Source organism: Streptomyces sp. NPDC058279, from assembly GCF_042881255.1.
Taxonomy (GTDB): Bacteria; Actinomycetota; Actinomycetes; order Streptomycetales; family Streptomycetaceae; genus Streptomyces.
Genome location: NZ_JBHVYA010000012.1, coordinates 36,971 through 53,411, shown reverse-complemented (window position 1 = coordinate 53,411; position 16,441 = coordinate 36,971). Strand labels below are relative to the sequence as shown.

General features: G+C 72.8%; 14 protein-coding genes. 10 read left to right on the top strand and 4 right to left on the bottom strand.

Features of this window, described 5'->3' with window-relative positions; genetic code table 11:
- Positions 1 to 310 precede the first annotated feature (310 nt).
- From ACFVXJ_RS22200 to ACFVXJ_RS22160, 9 genes are all read left to right on the top strand, one after another.
- Positions 311 to 1,756 (top strand): aldehyde dehydrogenase family protein, encoded by a 1,446-nt coding sequence (locus ACFVXJ_RS22200; protein ID WP_389663993.1) that lies wholly within the window; start codon positions 311 to 313, stop codon positions 1,754 to 1,756.
- A gap of 195 nt (positions 1,757 to 1,951) precedes the next feature.
- Complete coding sequence (locus tag ACFVXJ_RS22195) at positions 1,952 to 3,895, top strand: acyl-CoA dehydrogenase family protein (protein ID WP_389663992.1); 1,944 nt, start codon at positions 1,952 to 1,954, stop codon at positions 3,893 to 3,895.
- A 105-nt stretch (positions 3,896 to 4,000) separates the two neighbouring features.
- Positions 4,001 to 5,353 carry a hypothetical protein gene (locus ACFVXJ_RS22190; RefSeq protein WP_389663991.1) on the top strand — a complete coding sequence of 451 codons (1,353 nt, stop codon included), beginning with the start codon at positions 4,001 to 4,003 and terminating at the stop codon, positions 5,351 to 5,353.
- Positions 5,354 to 5,373: 20 nt separating this feature from the next.
- The gene (gene dxr, locus ACFVXJ_RS22185; RefSeq protein ID WP_389663990.1) at positions 5,374 to 6,627 is read left to right on the top strand and encodes a 1-deoxy-D-xylulose-5-phosphate reductoisomerase; all 1,254 of its coding nucleotides are present in this window, start codon (positions 5,374 to 5,376) and stop codon (positions 6,625 to 6,627) included.
- Positions 6,624 to 7,925, top strand: a complete 1,302-nt coding sequence (locus ACFVXJ_RS22180; RefSeq protein ID WP_389663988.1) for a M50 family metallopeptidase — start codon at positions 6,624 to 6,626, stop codon at positions 7,923 to 7,925. The genes dxr and ACFVXJ_RS22180 overlap by 4 nt, the downstream gene beginning before the upstream one ends.
- A 176-nt stretch (positions 7,926 to 8,101) precedes the next feature.
- Positions 8,102 to 9,259 (top strand): flavodoxin-dependent (E)-4-hydroxy-3-methylbut-2-enyl-diphosphate synthase, encoded by a 1,158-nt coding sequence (gene ispG / locus ACFVXJ_RS22175; protein ID WP_389663986.1) that lies wholly within the window; start codon positions 8,102 to 8,104, stop codon positions 9,257 to 9,259.
- Between the two features lie 211 nt (positions 9,260 to 9,470).
- Positions 9,471 to 10,316, top strand: a complete 846-nt coding sequence (locus ACFVXJ_RS22170) for a GNAT family N-acetyltransferase (RefSeq protein WP_389663984.1) — start codon at positions 9,471 to 9,473, stop codon at positions 10,314 to 10,316.
- A 68-nt stretch (positions 10,317 to 10,384) separates the two neighbouring features.
- Positions 10,385 to 10,957: a GNAT family N-acetyltransferase gene (locus tag ACFVXJ_RS22165; protein WP_389663982.1), complete on the top strand. Its 573-nt coding sequence runs from the start codon at positions 10,385 to 10,387 to the stop codon at positions 10,955 to 10,957.
- A gap of 40 nt (positions 10,958 to 10,997) precedes the next feature.
- Positions 10,998 to 12,695 (top strand): proline--tRNA ligase, encoded by a 1,698-nt coding sequence (locus ACFVXJ_RS22160; RefSeq protein WP_389663981.1) that lies wholly within the window; start codon positions 10,998 to 11,000, stop codon positions 12,693 to 12,695.
- A gap of 61 nt (positions 12,696 to 12,756) precedes the next feature.
- Here ACFVXJ_RS22160 and ACFVXJ_RS22155 read toward each other — a convergent pair whose 3' ends face one another.
- The 4 genes from ACFVXJ_RS22155 to ACFVXJ_RS22140 are packed head-to-tail and all read right to left on the bottom strand — an operon-like array spanning position 12,757 to position 15,747.
- Entirely contained in the window at positions 12,757 to 13,764 is a 1,008-nt protein-coding gene (locus ACFVXJ_RS22155; RefSeq protein ID WP_389663979.1) for a slipin family protein, read from the bottom strand.
- A 45-nt stretch (positions 13,765 to 13,809) separates the two neighbouring features.
- Positions 13,810 to 14,712 (bottom strand): aminoglycoside phosphotransferase family protein, encoded by a 903-nt coding sequence (locus tag ACFVXJ_RS22150; RefSeq protein ID WP_389663978.1) that lies wholly within the window; start codon positions 14,710 to 14,712, stop codon positions 13,810 to 13,812.
- Positions 14,713 to 14,728: 16 nt separating this feature from the next.
- Positions 14,729 to 15,193, bottom strand: a complete 465-nt coding sequence (locus ACFVXJ_RS22145; RefSeq protein ID WP_389663976.1) for a ferritin-like domain-containing protein — start codon at positions 15,191 to 15,193, stop codon at positions 14,729 to 14,731.
- Positions 15,190 to 15,747, bottom strand: coding sequence for a hypothetical protein (locus ACFVXJ_RS22140; RefSeq protein WP_389663974.1), 558 nt, complete (start codon positions 15,745 to 15,747; stop codon positions 15,190 to 15,192). The genes ACFVXJ_RS22145 and ACFVXJ_RS22140 overlap by 4 nt, the downstream gene beginning before the upstream one ends.
- A 180-nt stretch (positions 15,748 to 15,927) precedes the next feature.
- On the opposite strand from ACFVXJ_RS22140, the gene rimP reads away from it, so the two are divergent.
- Entirely contained in the window at positions 15,928 to 16,440 is a 513-nt protein-coding gene (rimP, locus tag ACFVXJ_RS22135; RefSeq protein ID WP_389663973.1) for a ribosome maturation factor RimP, read from the top strand.
- Position 16,441: the final 1 nt, after the last annotated feature.

Below are 16,441 nucleotides of genomic sequence, written 5' to 3'. Positions count from 1 at the left end.
GGGCCGTGTGTGCGGCGCCCACCGCAATCCGGGTCGCCCCGCACGCCCACCCGTCCGCCGGGCGCCGTCGGAAGGCGTCCACCGTCGGGGCCCGGCCAGGCTCAAGGGGCCCGTACTCGCGCGGGACGCGCCCTTGGCGCCGGGCAGACCGCGCGGGGCGGCCCCGTACGGGTCCCGTGCGGTGGGGACAGTGACAAAGCGGCGCAGCCTTCGCCGCGCGTACTCCATGCCGGACAAACGCCGAATCGCCGGCGGAGTCCTACGGTGGAGGGGACAAGGACCCGCACAACTCCGAAGGGCCGGGATTCGCATGACTTCCACCCACGCCTTCTGGCTCGCCGGCCGCCAGGCCACCGGCGAGGACAGCTTCGACGTCCACTCCCCGTGGGACGGACGCCTGGTCGGCACGGTCAGCGTGCCCACCGACGCCCAGGTCGAAGAGGCCGTGGCCGCGGCGCACGCCGTGACGGCGGAGTTCTCCGCGACCCCCGCGCACGTCCGCGCCGCCGCCCTCGACCACGTCTCGAAGCGGCTCGTCGAGCGCACCGAGGAGATCGCCCAGCTGATCTCCGCCGAGAACGGCAAGCCCATCAAGTGGGCCCGCGGTGAGGTCGGCCGTGCGGTGTCCGTGTTCCGTTTCGCCGCCGAAGAGGCCCGCCGCTTCAACGGCGGAGAGGCCCAGCGCCTGGACACCGACGCCGGTGGCGTCGGCCGTCTCGCCCTGACCCGCCGCTTCGTCAAGGGCCCGGTCCTCGGCATCGCGCCGTTCAACTTCCCGCTGAACCTGTGCGCCCACAAGGTGGCCCCCGCCATCGCCGTCGGCGCGCCGATCATCCTGAAGCCCGCCCCGGCCACCCCGCTCTCCGGCCTCATCCTCGGCGAGCTGCTCGCCGAGACCGACCTGCCGGCCGGCTCCTGGTCCGTCCTGCCGGTGGCGAACGACAAGATGCCCGCCCTGGTCAAGGACGAGCGCCTGCCCGTCATCTCCTTCACCGGCTCCGACACGGTCGGCTACGCGATCCAGCAGTCGGTGCCCCACAAGCACTGCACCCTGGAGCTCGGCGGCAACGCCGCGGCCGTCGTCCTCGCCGACTGGTCCTCCGAGGCCGACCTCGACTGGGCCGCGACCCGTATCGCGACCTTCTCGAACTACCAGGCCGGCCAGTCCTGCATCTCCGTGCAGCGCGTGATCGCCGACGCCTCCGTCTACGACCGGCTCGTCGAGAAGGTCGTCGCCAAGGTCCAGGCGCAGGTCACCGGTGACCCGTCCGACTCCGCCACCGACGTCGGCCCCCTCGTCTCCGAGGACGCCGCCAAGCGGGTCGAGTCCTGGGTCGAGGAGGCCGTCTCCGCCGGCGCCAAGCTGCTGACCGGCGGCAAGCGCGAGGGTGCCTCGTACGAGCCCACCGTCGTCGCCGACCTGCCGGACGGCGTGAAGCTCGCCGTCGAGGAGGTCTTCGGGCCGGTCCTCACCCTCCAGAAGGTCGAGAACACCGACGAGGCGTTCGCCGCCGTCAACGACTCGAAGTTCGGTCTGCAGACCGGCGTCTTCACCCGCGACATCCAGACCGCGTTCCGCGCCCACCGGGAGCTGGAGGTCGGCGGCGTGATCGTCGGCGACGCGCCGTCCTACCGCGCCGACCAGATGCCGTACGGCGGCGTCAAGCAGTCGGGCGTCGGCCGCGAAGGCGTCCGCTACGCGATGGACGACTACACCTACGAGCGGGTCCTGGTCCTCACCGGCCTCGACATCTGAGCCGACTCGTACGGCCCAAAGCCGACGGCCGGAGCCTACTGTGCGGGGGCTCCGGCCGTCCCCCTTTTCACCCGCCCGTTCCCCCACCCTGCCCCGCCCCGCTTTTCCGGGCGCCGTGGAGGGGGTACGACTGACAGGTAGCACCGACCGGTATTCCGGAAAGTCATCCGACTCGGCGGCGAGGTGAGTCCCCGCATGTCCGCAACACAGCCCAAGGTGACCGAACGCGAGGCCAGGCAGGTCGCGGAAGCGGCCCGACAGCAGGACTGGCGCAAGCCCAGCTTCGCCAAGGAACTGTTCCTGGGACGGTTCCGGCTCGACCTGATCCACCCCCACCCGCTCCCCGCCGACGAGGACGTCCGGCGCGGCGAGGCGTTCCTGGCCCGGCTGCGCGACTTCTGCGAGCGCGAGATCGACGGCCCGCGCATCGAGCGCGAGGCGAAGATCCCCGACGAGACCGTGCGCGGACTCAAGGAGCTCGGCGCACTCGGGATGAAGATCGACCCCAAGTACGGAGGGCTCGGTCTCACCCAGGTGTACTACAACAAGGCGCTCGCGCTCGTCGGTTCCGTCAGTCCCGCCATCGGGGCGCTGCTCTCCGCCCACCAGTCGATCGGCGTACCCCAGCCGCTCAAGATGTTCGGCACCCAAGAGCAGAAGGACGCCTACCTGCCCCGCTGCGCCACCAGTGCCATCAGCGCCTTCCTGCTCACCGAGCCCGACGTGGGCTCCGACCCGGCCCGGCTGGCCACCACCGCCGTCCCGGTCACCGAGGACGGGGAGGAGGCGTACCTCCTCGACGGGGTGAAGCTCTGGACCACCAACGGGGTCGTCGCCGACCTGCTCGTGGTCATGGCCAGGGTGCCCAAGAGCGAGAACCACCGCGGCGGGATCACCGCCTTCGTCGTGGAGGCGGACTCGCCCGGCATCACCGTCGAGCACCGCAACGCCTTCATGGGCCTGCGCGGCCTGGAGAACGGCGTCACCCGCTTCCACCGGGTGCGGGTCCCCGCCGCGCAGCGGATCGGCGCCGAGGGCGCCGGCCTGAAGATCGCGCTGACCACCCTGAACACCGGACGCCTGTCGCTGCCGGCCATGTGCGTCGGCGCCGGGAAGTGGTGCCTGAAGATCGCCCGCGAGTGGTCCGGGGTGCGCGAGCAGTGGGGCCGGCCCGTGGCCCGGCACGAAGCCGTCGGCGCGAAGATCTCCTTCATCGCCGCGACGACCTTCGCCCTGGAGGCGGTGGTCGACCTCGCCTCCCAGATGGCCGACGAGGACCGCAACGACATCCGCATCGAGGCCGCCCTCGCCAAGCTCTACGGCTCCGAGATGGCCTGTCTGATGGCCGACGAACTGGTCCAGATCCGCGGCGGACGCGGCTTCGAGACCGCCGAGTCCCTGGCCGCGCGCGGCGAACGGGCCGTTCCCGCCGAACAGTTGCTGCGGGACCTGCGCATCAACCGCATCTTCGAGGGCTCGACCGAGATCATGCACCTGCTGATCGCCCGGGAGGCCGTCGACGCCCACCTCTCGGTCGCCGGCGACCTGATCGACCCGGACAAGGACCTCGGGGACAAGGCCAAGGCGGGCGCCCGCGCCGCCGGGTTCTACGCCCGCTGGCTGCCCAAGCTGGCCACCGGAGCCGGGCAGGTCCCCGGCACCTACCGCGAGTTCCACCCGGCCGGCCACCCCGACCTCGCCACCCACCTGCGCTACGTCGAGCGCAGCGCCCGCAAACTCGCCCGGATGACGTTCATGGCGATGGCGCGCTGGCAGGGCCGGATGGAGACCAAGCAGGGCTTCCTCGGTCGGATCGTCGACATCGGGGCGGAACTCTTCGCCATGAGCGCCGCCTGTGTCCGCGCCGAGCACCTGCGGGCCGGCGGCGAACACGGCCGCGAGGCCTACCAGCTCGCCGACGCGTTCTGCCGCCAGTCCCGGATCCGGGTCGAGGAACTGTTCGGCCGGCTCTGGTCCAACACGGACGACCTGGACCGCAAGGTGGTCGCGGGCGTCCTCTCCGGCACCTACACCTGGTTGGAGGAGGGCGTCCTCGACCCCTCGGGCGACGGCCCCTGGATCGCGGACGCCACCCCCGGCCCCTCGCAGAAGGAGAACGTGCACCGTCCGCTGCGCTGACCACCCACCCGCCGACCTGCCACGATCGGCGCGCGGTCAGACTGGTGTACGGGCCCCACGGGACCCGAGGTACGGGAACCGGCACGAGCACGAGGCGGCACAGCGATGGCGACGGCCGAGGAAGACCGGTACAGCCGACGACTGGCCTGGTGCGTGGCGCTGCTGCTGCGCCACGCACCGGACGCGGTCGTCGCCGGTCTCCTCGGCCGGCTCGACCCCGCCGCCCGGCGCTACCTCTGCCGCGACGAGCACCTGCCCGCCGCGGCCGTCACCCTGCTGCTGCGCGACGGGGCCGACGAGGACCGCCGCAACGTCGCCCGCAACCCGCACGTGCTCGGCCGGCCGCTGCCCGGGCTGCCCGGGCCCGCGCGGTACCGGCGCCGCCCCGGGCCCGCGCCGCGGCTGCTCGCCACGCTGACCGCCGAGCTGGGCCGCCACCCCGCCGTACCGGGCGAGCCGGGCCCCGCGCTGAGCGGTACGGAACTCGTCGCCCTGCTGCGCCGCCACGGCGCCCGAAGGCCGCGGATACCGCTCGACGTGCTGACCGTGCCCCACGAGCTCGACCCGGCGGCCCTGCTGCGCGAGCACTCCCGCGCCCCGCTGCCGCCCGGCTCGGTCGAGGCCCTGCTCCTGGTGGCCGGGCTCGACCTGGGGACCGTCCGCGCCCTGCTCGACACCCACGCGCAGGACACGTACGGCCCCTCCTGGCACCGCCCCGCCGTCCGGGCCGTCCGCACCGGCACCCTGACCTTCGACGACCTCGCGGCGGCCGTCGCGCCCGCCCACCGCACCCTGCTGCTCGGGCAGGCCCACGCCGTCGGGCGCCTCGCCTGGAACCTCGACGAATGGGCCGGCATGCGGGCCGCCCTGGTCCGCGTCCTGCGCCCGGCGCTCGGTGACGACCCGCGCCGGTGGGCCGAAGTGGAGCGCGCCGCCCGCGCGTTCACCGGTACCCTCCCCGAACTGGCCGCCGCCGTCGCCGCCGGGACCGCGCCGACCCGCCCCGGGCCCGCAGTCCCGGGCCTCGCCGAAGCCGTCGCCGCCCTCGCGCCCGGCACGGCACCGGAACCGGAGCCGAGTGTGGACCGCGAGCTGGCCCTCGCCAGCCTCGGGGTGCCCAATGCCATGGGCGACCTCCGCGAGGACGTCCGCTGGGTCCGCGCCTGCCTGGACGCGGGCCTGCTCACCGGCGCCGACGTCCTGCGGCACAAGGCCCCGGCCGTCTGGGCGCTGGACGAGGACCACTGGCTCGGCGACATCGACCACCCCGACCGGCACGACCGGCCGGTGGCCGTCCTCGCCTCCCGCGCCGAGGCCGACCGGCTGCTCACGGCGGCCCTCGGCGCGGACGTCGAAGCGTGGTGGTGGGCGGCCCTGACGCTCCCCGACTTCGTCGGGACCCTCCCCGAGCTGCTGGCCGCGGTCATTCAGGGGGACTCCGTGTCCGACCGTCCGTGAGTTGCGGCAACAATGGGGGCATGACCGACAGCCCAGCCCCCTTGGCCGACCCGCACCTCCTCTTCGACCCCGCGGTCGGCCGCCGGGACATCGTCATCCTCGGCTCCACCGGCTCCATCGGCACCCAGGCCATCGACCTCGCCCTGCGCAACCCGGACCGCTTCCGGGTGACCGCGCTGTCCGCCGCCGGCGGGCGCGTCGCGCTGCTGGCCGAGCAGGCCCGGCAACTGCGCGTACGGACGGTCGCGGTGGCCGACGAGGACGCCGTGCCCGCGCTGAAAGAGGCGCTGAGCGCCCAGTACGGCGGCGCCGAGCCACTGCCCGAGATCCTGGCCGGAGCGGACGCGGCGGCCGAACTCGCCGCGTCCCCCTGCCACACCGTCCTCAACGGCATCACCGGTTCCATCGGCCTCGCGCCCACCCTCGCCGCGCTGCGGGCGGGCCGGACCCTGGCCCTGGCCAACAAGGAGTCGCTGATCGTCGGCGGCCCGCTGGTCAAGGCCCTCGCGAAGCCGGGCCAGATCATCCCGGTGGACTCCGAGCACGCCGCGCTCTTCCAGGCGCTGGCCGCCGGCACCCGGGCCGACGTCCGCAAGCTCGTGGTCACCGCCTCCGGCGGCCCCTTCCGCGGCCGTACCCGCGCCGAGCTGGCCAAGGTCACCGTCCGGGACGCCCTCGCGCACCCGACCTGGGCGATGGGCCCGGTGATCACCATCAACTCGGCGACGCTGGTCAACAAGGGGCTGGAGGTCATCGAGGCGCACCTGCTCTACGACATCCCCTTCGACCGCATTGAGGTCGTGGTCCACCCCCAGTCCTACGTCCACTCGATGGTCGAGTTCTCCGACGGTTCGACGCTGGCCCAGGCCACCCCGCCCGACATGCGCGGCCCGATCGCGATCGGCCTCGGCTGGCCGGAGCGGGTCCCCGACGCCTCCCCGGCCTTCGACTGGACCAAGGCGTCGAGCTGGGAGTTCTTCCCCCTGGACACCGAGGCGTTCCCGGCGGTGGACCTGGCCCGGCACGTCGGTACCCTCGGGTCCACGGCGCCCGCCGTGTTCAATGCGGCGAACGAGGAGTGCGTGGCGGCCTTTCTGGCCGGTCGGCTGCCGTTCACAGCAATCATGGATACGGTCTCTGCCGTGGTCGATGAGCACGGAACACCGGACGCGGGAACTTCCCTCACCGTCCGGGACGTCCTTGAAGCTGAGACCTGGGCCAGGGCCCGGGCCCGGGAGATGGCGGCACGGGCCGCCGTGGAGGCGAACGCATGACGATCTTGCTGACCTTGATCGGTGTGGTCGTCTTCGTGTTCGGCCTGCTGTTCTCCATCGCCTGGCACGAACTCGGCCACCTCTCGACGGCCAAGCTCTTCGGCATCCGCGTGCCCCAGTACATGGTCGGCTTCGGCCGGACGGTCTGGTCGCGGAAGAAGGGCGAGACGGAGTACGGCATCAAGGCCATCCCCATGGGCGGCTACATCCGCATGATCGGGATGTTCCCGCCCGGCGAGGACGGCAAGGTCAGCGCCCGCTCCACCTCCCCGTTCCGCTCGATGATCGAGGACGCGCGCTCGGCGGCGTACGAGGAACTCCAGCCCGGGGACGAGAGCCGGCTGTTCTACACGCGCAAGCCCTGGAAGCGCGTGATCGTGATGTTCGCGGGCCCGTTCATGAACCTGGTCCTGGCACTGGCGATCTTCTTCGGGCTGTGGATGACCTTCGGCGTCAACCAGACCACCACCCAGGTGGCGTCCGTGTCGCCCTGTGTCATCCAGCAGAGCGAGAAGCGCGAGATCTGCAAGGACGGCGACCCCGTGGCCCCCGCCAAGAAGGCGGGCCTGCTGGCCGGCGACAAGATCGTGGCCTTCGACGGCAAGCGGGTGACCGACTGGGCCGTGCTCCAGCAGAAGATCCGCGACACCGTCGGCCCCGCCACCGTCACCGTCGTCCGGGACGGCCGGGAACTGACCCTGCGGGCGACGCTGATCGAGAACAAGGTCGCCAAGACGGACGGCCACGGCGGGTACGTCAAGGGCCAGTACGTCACGGCCGGCTGGCTCGGCTTCGGCCCCAAGGAAGTGATCGCGCCGCTCACCTTCGGCGAGTCCGTCGACCACATGGGTGATGTCGCGCAGAGCAGCGTGCAGGGGCTGCTGCGGCTCCCGGAGAAGATCCCCGCCCTGTGGAACGCGGCCTTCAACGGCGCCGAGCGCCAGCCCGACTCCCCGATGGGGATCGTGGGCGCCGCCCGCATCAGCGGCGAGATCGCCACCATGGACATCCCCGGCGAGCAGCGCCTCGCCACGCTGCTGGGCGTCCTCGGGATGTTCAACCTCTCGCTGTTCCTGTTCAACATGCTGCCGCTGCTGCCGCTGGACGGCGGCCACATCGCCGGCGCCCTGTGGGAGTCCGTGCGGCGCACCGTCGCCCGCGTCTTCCGGCGCGCCGACCCCGGCCCGTTCGACGTGGCGAAGCTGATGCCCGCCGCGTACGTCGTCGCCGGCGTCTTCGTCTGCTTCACGCTGCTGGTGCTCGTGGCGGACGTGGTCAACCCGATCAAGATCAGCTAGCGCGCGACCGTCCGCCGCGCACACGTTCGGGAGCCGGGCACGGATCGTGCCCGGCTCCCTACGTTCGGGTGGCACGCCCCCGGCGATGCGTGGGTCGCCCGCGCCTTGGCGTAATCTCGAAGCCTGGAGCCCGCCGATCTCGGGACCTTGATCCACACCTTGGGGTTGCACAGCAGATGACTGCCATCTCTCTCGGAATGCCGTCCGTGCCGACGAAGCTCGCCGACCGCCGGGTCAGCCGCAAGATCCAGGTCGGCTCCGTGGCCGTCGGCGGCGACGCGCCCATCTCGGTGCAGTCGATGACCACGACCCGCACCTCCGACATCGGCGCCACGCTCCAGCAGATCGCCGAGCTGACCGCCTCCGGCTGCAACATCGTCCGCGTGGCCTGCCCCACCCAGGACGACGCCGACGCGCTCGCCGTGATCGCGAAGAAGTCCCAGATCCCGGTCATCGCCGACATCCACTTCCAGCCGAAGTACGTCTTCGCCGCCATCGACGCCGGCTGCGCCGCCGTCCGCGTGAACCCCGGCAACATCAAGCAGTTCGACGACAAGGTCAAGGAGATCGCGAAGGCCGCCAACGACGCGGGCACCCCGATCCGGATCGGCGTCAACGCGGGCTCGCTCGACGCCCGACTGCTGAAGAAGTACGGCAAGGCCACCCCCGAGGCGCTGGTCGAGTCCGCGCTGTGGGAGGCGTCCCTCTTCGAGGAGCACGGCTTCAGCGACATCAAGATCTCGGTCAAGCACAACGACCCGGTCGTCATGGTCAACGCCTACCGGCAGCTGGCCGCCGCCTGTGACTACCCGCTGCACCTCGGCGTCACCGAGGCCGGCCCCGCCTTCCAGGGCACCATCAAGTCCGCCGTCGCCTTCGGGGCGCTGCTCTCCGAAGGCATCGGCGACACCATCCGCGTCTCGCTGTCCGCGCCGCCGGTCGAGGAGGTCAAGGTCGGCATCCAGATCCTGGAGTCGCTGAACCTCAAGCCGCGCCGCCTGGAGATCGTCTCCTGCCCGTCCTGCGGCCGTGCCCAGGTCGACGTCTACAAGCTGGCCGAAGAGGTCACCGCGGGCCTGGAGGGCATGGAGGTCCCGCTGCGCGTCGCGGTCATGGGCTGCGTCGTGAACGGCCCCGGCGAGGCCCGCGAGGCCGACCTCGGTGTCGCCTCCGGCAACGGCAAGGGCCAGATCTTCGTCAAGGGCGAGGTCATCAAGACCGTCCCCGAGTCGAAGATCGTGGAGACGCTCATCGAAGAAGCCATGAAGATCGCCGAGCAGATGGAGAAGGACGGCATCCCCTCGGGGGAGCCGACGGTCGCCATCGGCGTCTAGTTTTCGGGCTCGGTTCGGCTCCGGGGCGCTCTCGGCCTGACTCACCCAGGCGCGCCCCTTCGGCTCGCTCGCCCGTGGCGGTTTCGCCCCGTGCCCCGTCCCCGCAGTACGGGGGCGGGGGCGGGGCTTTTTCGTGACCTGTGGGACCGGGCATCCCCGTGCGGCGCCGGGTACAGTGCGGAGATCAGCAGACTTGCATGGTGAGGCCCCAGTGTTGACGCAGACCACCACCCGGGTCCTTGAACCCAGTGATCTCGAATCCGCGCTCGAAGTCCTCGGGCGCGAGCCGGTCGAGAACGCCTTCGTCACCTCCCGGGTCCAAGTCGCCGGCCTCGACCCCTGGCGCCTGGGTGGCGAGATGTGGGGCTGGTACCGCGACGGCGAGCTGCGCTCCCTCTGCTATGCGGGCGCCAACCTCGTCCCCGTCTGCGCGGGCCCCGACGCCGTACGCGCCTTCGCCGACCGCGCCCGCCGCACCGGCCGCCGCTGCTCCTCCATCGTCGGCCCCGCCGAAGCCACCCGACTGCTGTGGAGCCTCCTGGAACCGAGCTGGGGGCCCGCCCGCGACGTCCGCTCCCACCAGCCCCTGATGATCACCGAACAGCCGTCCACCGACGTCCGGCCCGACCCCTTGGTCCGCCGCATCCGCAAGGACGAGATGGACCTGATCATGCCCGCCTGCGTGGCCATGTTCACCGAGGAGGTCGGCATCTCCCCGCTCGCCGGGGACGGCGGGCTGCTCTACCAGGCCCGGGTCGCCGAACTCGTCGGTACGGGCCGTTCCTTCGCCCGCGTCGACGACGGCAGGATCGTCTTCAAGGCCGAGATCGGCGCCGCCACCCCGCGCGCCTGCCAGATCCAGGGCGTGTGGGTCGACCCCGAGTTCCGCGGCCGCGGGCACTCCGAGGCCGGGATGGCCGCCGTCGTGGAGTACGCCCTGCGCGACGTGGCCCCCGTCGTCAGCCTCTACGTCAACGACTTCAACACCGCCGCGCGGGCGGCCTACCGGCGCGTGGGATTCCGCGAGGTCGGCGCCTTCATGAGCGTGCTCTTCTGACCGCCCCGGGCCACGAACCCGGTGCCGGACCCGTACCCCTCGCCGCTACCGCCGAGTAAGGTCACCGCATGCTGCCAACCCCCGGGGGCGACGGCCCCCACCGGCCCGGCGGGCTCCGCGTCGGCCCCCTCGACCTCGCCGCGCGCGTGGACGAGGCCCTGCGCGTGCAGGCGGTCGCCTTCGGGCTCAGCGACGAGGAAGTGGCCATCCGGCGCTACATCGTCCAGCGCCACATGACCTGCCGGGGCGCCCGCGCGCTCGGCGCGTACACCGAGGACGACGCGCTCGCCGGGTTCGTCTACGGCATGCCGAACGACCGCGACCACTGGTGGTCCACCGTGGTCGAGCCGTACCTGCGCACCGGAGGCCACGAGGGCTGGCTCGACGGCTCCTTCGTCATCACCGAACTCCACGTCCACCCCGGGTTCCAGGGCCACGGCGTCGGCCGGGAGCTGATCACCCGGATCACCGACGCCGCCGCCGAACCGCGCTCGATCCTGTCCGCCATCGACACCGACAGCCCGGCCCGCGCCCTGTACCGCGCGCTCGGCTACACCGACCTCGCCCGCCGCGTGTACTTCCCGAGCGCGAGCCTGCCCTACGCCGTGATGGGCGCCCCGCTGCCGCTGCGCAGGCCGTAATTCGACGAGGGGCCGGGGAGGGCCTCGGTAGGCTCCCTTCATGTCAACGCAACACGTGCAGCGCATGTCCCGCCTCCTGGCCAAAACCCTCCGCGAGGACCCGGCCGACGCCGAGACCCTCAGCCACCGCCTCCTCGTCCGCGCGGGCTACGTCCGGCGCAGCTCCGCCGGGGTGTGGACCTGGCTGCCGCTCGGCAAGCGGGTCCTGGAGAACGTCTCCCGCGTCGTGCGCGAGGAGATGGACGCGATCGGGGCGCAGGAGGTGCTGCTGCCGGCGCTGCTGCCCAGGGAGCCGTACGAGGTCAGCGGCCGCTGGTCGGAATACGGCGACCTGCTGTTCCGGCTCAAGGACCGCAAGGGCGCGGACTACCTGCTCGGCCCCACCCATGAGGAGATCTTCACCCTGCTCGTGAAGGACCAGTGCACGTCCTACAAGGACCTGCCGGTCATGCTCTACCAGATCCAGACCAAGTACCGCGACGAGGCCCGGCCGCGCTCTGGCGTGCTGCGGGGCCGCGAGTTCCAGATGAAGGACTCGTACTCCTTCGACGTGAGCGACGAGGGCCTCGCGCACTCCTACGCCCTGCACCGCGCCGCCTACCGGCGGATCTTCGAGCGGCTCGGGCTGGACCACCGGATCGTCTCGGCGATCTCCGGCGCGATGGGCGGCTCGGCCTCCGAGGAGTTCCTGGCGCCGGCGCGCGCGGGCGAGGACACCTTCGCGGACTGCCCGTCCTGCGACTACGCGGCGAACACGGAGGCGGTCACCTTCCCGCTGACCCCGGTGACGGCGGAGCACGGCCCGCTGGAGGAGATCCCCACCCCCGACACCCCCACCATCGAGACGCTGGCGGCGCACCTGGGCGTCCCCGCCGCCGCCACGCTCAAGAACCTGCTCGTGAAGGTGGACGGCGAGATCGTCGCCGTCGGCGTGCCCGGCGACCGCGAGGTGGACCTGGGCAAGCTGGGCGAGCACCTGGCCCCCGCCGTCGTGGAGTTGGTGACGGCGGAGGACTTCGCCGACCGTCCCGACCTGGTACGCGGCTACGTCGGCCCGCAGGGCCTGGACAAGGTCCGCTACCTCGCCGACCCCCGTGTCGCGCCCGGCACTTCGTGGGTGACGGGAGCCAACAAGCCGGATACGCACGCCCGGAACGTGGTCTGCGGACGGGACTTCGAGGTCGACCGGTACCTGGACGTCGTCGTGGTCGAGCCGGGCGACCCCTGCCCCGCGTGCGGCAGCGGGCTCGCACTGGACCGGGCGATCGAGATCGGGCACATCTTCCAGTTGGGCCGCAAGTACGCCGACGCCTTCGGGCTCGACGTGCTCGGCCGCGAGGGCAAGCCGGTCCGGGTCACCATGGGTTCCTACGGCATCGGCGTCTCCCGCGTCGTGGCCGCCCTGGCCGAGCAGACGGCCGACGAGCGGGGCCTGTGCTGGCCGGCCTCGGTCGCCCCCGCCGACGTCCACGTGGTGGCGGCGGGCAAGGCCGTGCCCCTGGCGCTGGCCGAATCGGCGGCCACGGCCCTGGCGGAGGCCGGCCGCCGGGTCCTGCTGGACGACCGGCCCGGCCTGTCGCCCGGCGTCAAGCTCACGGACGCCGAGCTGATCGGCGTGCCGTGGATCCTGGTCGCGGGTCGCCGCTCCGCCGACGGGGTGGTCGAACTCCAGGACCGCGCCGCCGGCACCCGCGAGGAACTCCCCCTCGCGGAGGCGCTGGCCCGGCTGACCTCTTAGGGGTTCCGAACCGTCCGGGGTCCGCAACCGGCAGCCCGCGGCCGGCAGCCGACCGCAGCCGTCAGGCGTCCGGTTCGTCCGGCGCCGACGGCGGGGGTACGGGGTGGGGCGGCGGGGGCAGGACCGGGTCCGGGTCCGGATCCGGTGAGCCGTCCACCCGGTCGACCGCGGGCCCGGCCGCCAGGGCGTCCGGCGGCTCCGTGCCCGCCAGGGCGTCCCGCGGGCCGGCGTCCCGCGCGGCCGGCTCCGGAGGGCGCGGGGCCGGCGGGGGAGCGGGCTGCGGGGCCGCGGCGTCCGGGGCCGAGGGGGTCGGCGCGGCGCGTTCGAGGAAGCGCAACAGCTCCACCGGGAAGGGCAGCACCAGGGTGGAGTTCTTCTCCGCCGCCACCGCCACCACCGTCTGGAGCAGGCGCAGTTGGAGCGCCGCCGGCTGCTCCGACATCACCGCCGCCGCCTCGGCCAGCTTCTTCGACGCCTGCAGTTCCGCGTCCGCGTTGATGACCCGCGCCCGGCGCTCACGGTCCGCCTCCGCCTGCCGCGCCATCGACCGCTTCATCGTCTCCGGCAGGGAGACGTCCTTGATCTCCACCCGGTCGATCTGCACGCCCCACCCCACCGCCGGACTGTCGATCATCAATTCCAGGCCCTGGTTGAGCTGCTCGCGATTCGACAGCAGGTCGTCGAGGTCCGACTTGCCGATGATCGACCGCAGCGAGGTCTGCGCCATCTGGGAGACCGCGAAACGGTAGTCCTCCACCTCGATGATCGCACTGGCCGCGTCCACGACCTTGAAGTACACGACCGCGTCCACCCGCACCGTGACGTTGTCCCGCGTGATGCCCTCCTGCGCCGGGACGGGCATCGTCACGATCTGCATGTTCACTTTCCGCAGCCGGTCGACGCCCGGGATGACCATGGTGAAACCCGGACCGCGGATGCCCTGCCGCAGCCGGCCGAAGCGGAAGACCACGCCCCGCTCGTACTGCCTGACCACCCGTGCGGCGACACCCGTGGCCGCCGCGGCGCCCAGCCCCGCCGCGATGACCGCTGTCACCAGTTCCTGGACCATGACGGCCTCCTGCCGCCGGACACATCCTGATATCTACGGTATGCCCTACAACCAGGTCGCGAATTCCAGCAACGACTCGGCGTCGCGCCGCCGTCCGGCCGCCAGGGCCCGGTTCCCGGACTCCACCGCGCGGAACACCGTCCAGCCCCGCAGCCGCTCCCGGTCCACGTCGAGGGCGTCCGCCAGCTTGTTCACCCGCCGCCGGGCGCCCGAGGCCCCCGCCGAGGACGCCACCTGGTCCTCCAGCCGGTCCCGGACCAACCGGGCCAGGTCGTACGCCCGCTCGCCGACCAGCGGATCCGGGCCCACCGTCACCCACGGCGCGCGCTCGCCCGCCAATACCTTGCCCTGCCGGAAGTTGCCGTGCAGCAGCAACTCCTCGGCCGGGGCGGCCGTCAATTCCTCCCGGAGCGCCAGGGCCGTCGCCGCCAGCGCCGCCGCCTCCGGCGGGGCCTTGCGCAGCACCTCCGCCTGCCGGGCGGTGCGCCGCGCCACCGTCTCCCAGCCGTGCCCGTCGCCCGGCGCCACCCACAGCCGGCGCAGCGTGCCGCACGCCTCCAGCAGGGCCTTCGCCTCCGGCAGCGAGCGCAGCGACACCTCGGGGTGCAGCCGCTCCAAGAGCAGCCCGCCGTCCTCCCCGTGGTGGCGCGAGTCGAGGACCCGGACCGCGCCGAAGCCGCCCCAGTGCGCGAGCGCGGCCAGTTCGAGATCGGGTCGGGCCGCCGGCGGGGCGAGCTTCAAAGCGGCCGGAGTCCCGTCGGAGTACCGCACGAGCACGACCAGGCTGCTGCGCCCGCCGGGCGCCTGCACCCGCTGGGCCACCACCTCGCGCCGGGCCATCGCCTCCTCGGCGAGCCGGGGCAGCCGCCCCAGCCAGTCCGCGTCCTGCGCCGATTGCGGCATCTCGCCGAGCGCCCGTACAAGCCGCTGCGGCGGTTCGAAAGCCATGCGTGCGTGGTCCCTTTCAGCTGGTCTGGGCGCGATCCGCGCGTTCGGCGAGCCCAGGGAAGGCTACGCCGCCGCCGCGCCACCGCGCCGCCCGCACGGCGGCGGCGCTCAGCGCGTCGGCCGCCTCGCGGCGCAGCGGCCCTTCCGCGGCCCGCACCAGATCGGAGTACGCGCCCGCGACACGCTCCTCGATCTCCGCGGCCAGTCGCTCGGCGTCCGCCGGTCCGCGCACCTCGTACGGCAGGGTGTACGCCGCCTCGGCGGCCCGCGGCGCACCGCCCAGCGCGCGCACCGTCCGGGCGAGCGAGTCGCGGCGGGCCAGGTGGCTCCCGTAGGCATCGCGGGCCTCGTTGGCGCGCTCCGGGGAGGTGCGCGCGCCGATCACCCCGTAGCCGTAGGCGGCGGCGTGCTCGGCGGCCAGCGCCGACTGCGCGGCTTCCAGCGGACGGCTCGCGGGGGAGGGCGGGGACGAGGGCTTCACGAGGCGGCTCCCGGGGTCGAGGTCAGCAGGTACGCGTGGACGGCTCCACAGGCCGCCACGGAGGCCAGCAGCCGGGCCAGTTCCCCGGGCGCGCCGGCCAGCGCGACGGTCCGGGCCTCGGACAGGCTCCGCTCGGTGTCCGCCAACTCGGTCAGCGCCTCGGCGGGCGTCGGCGGTACGGGCGCGGAGCGCGGCGCCGGCGTCCCGGCCGAGGGGGCGGAACCGGACGACGAGGCGGAGGGGGCGGCGGCGCCGGCCGGGTGACCGGGGTCGGGGACGGCCAGGGCCACGCGGTGTGCGGCGACGGCCGCGCGCAGCGGCGCGAGGCGCCCGGCCAGGTCCGGATGGGCGGCGGTGGTCGCGTCGTAACGTTCCAGCAACCGCTCGGTGTCACGCGCGGCCGTCTCCCGCATCCGCCGTTCGAGTGGAATCCCGCTCTCCGCTGCGGGGGCGCCGCTCTCGTCCGTGCAGCCGGTGAGCAGCGCGGCCCCGACCGCACCGGCGGCTCCGGCGAGCAGGCTCCGGCGTGAGGGCGCGTGGGGCGCCGGGGGCATCGAAGGCATGGTCCAGGGCACGGCGACGTCCTCCGGAGGTGCTCGCGGGGCAGGGTGTGATCACCGTACCCGGGGCCCTCGCGGGGCGCGCGGACGGCAACACCCTCCGCGACCGGATACCCTTTGACCTGACACGCGACGGAAAACCACAACAGCACACGCGGCCGAGGAGTCACCCGGATGAGCACCACCCAGAGCGACAGGCTGCGCGGACTGCTGGAGCCGCTCGTCGCCGCCAAGGGCCTGGACCTCGAGGACATCGAGCTGTCGAAGGCGGGCAAGCGACGGATGCTGCGGGTCATCGTGGATTCCGATGAGGGCGTGGAACTGGACGCCTGCGCCGAGCTGAGCCGTGAGGTCTCCGATCTGCTCGACGAGTCCGATGTGATGGGTGAGGACGAGTACGTCCTCGAAGTGAGCTCCCCGGGCGCCGATCGTCCGTTGACCGAGCACCGTCACTACGTCCGGGCGATCGGACGTCTCGTGAAGTTCGGCCTGGTGGCCGAGGACGACAAGGGCGCCGGTGAACTGATCGCCCGCATCCTCGACGTCGACGACGAGGGCATGGACCTCGAAGTACCGGGCGTGAAGGGCCGCAAGGCGACCGCCCGCCGCATCGCGTTCACCGACATCGCCAAGGCGCGTGTCGAGATCGAGTTCAACCGCAAGGACAAGAAGGAAGAGGAGGCGTAGC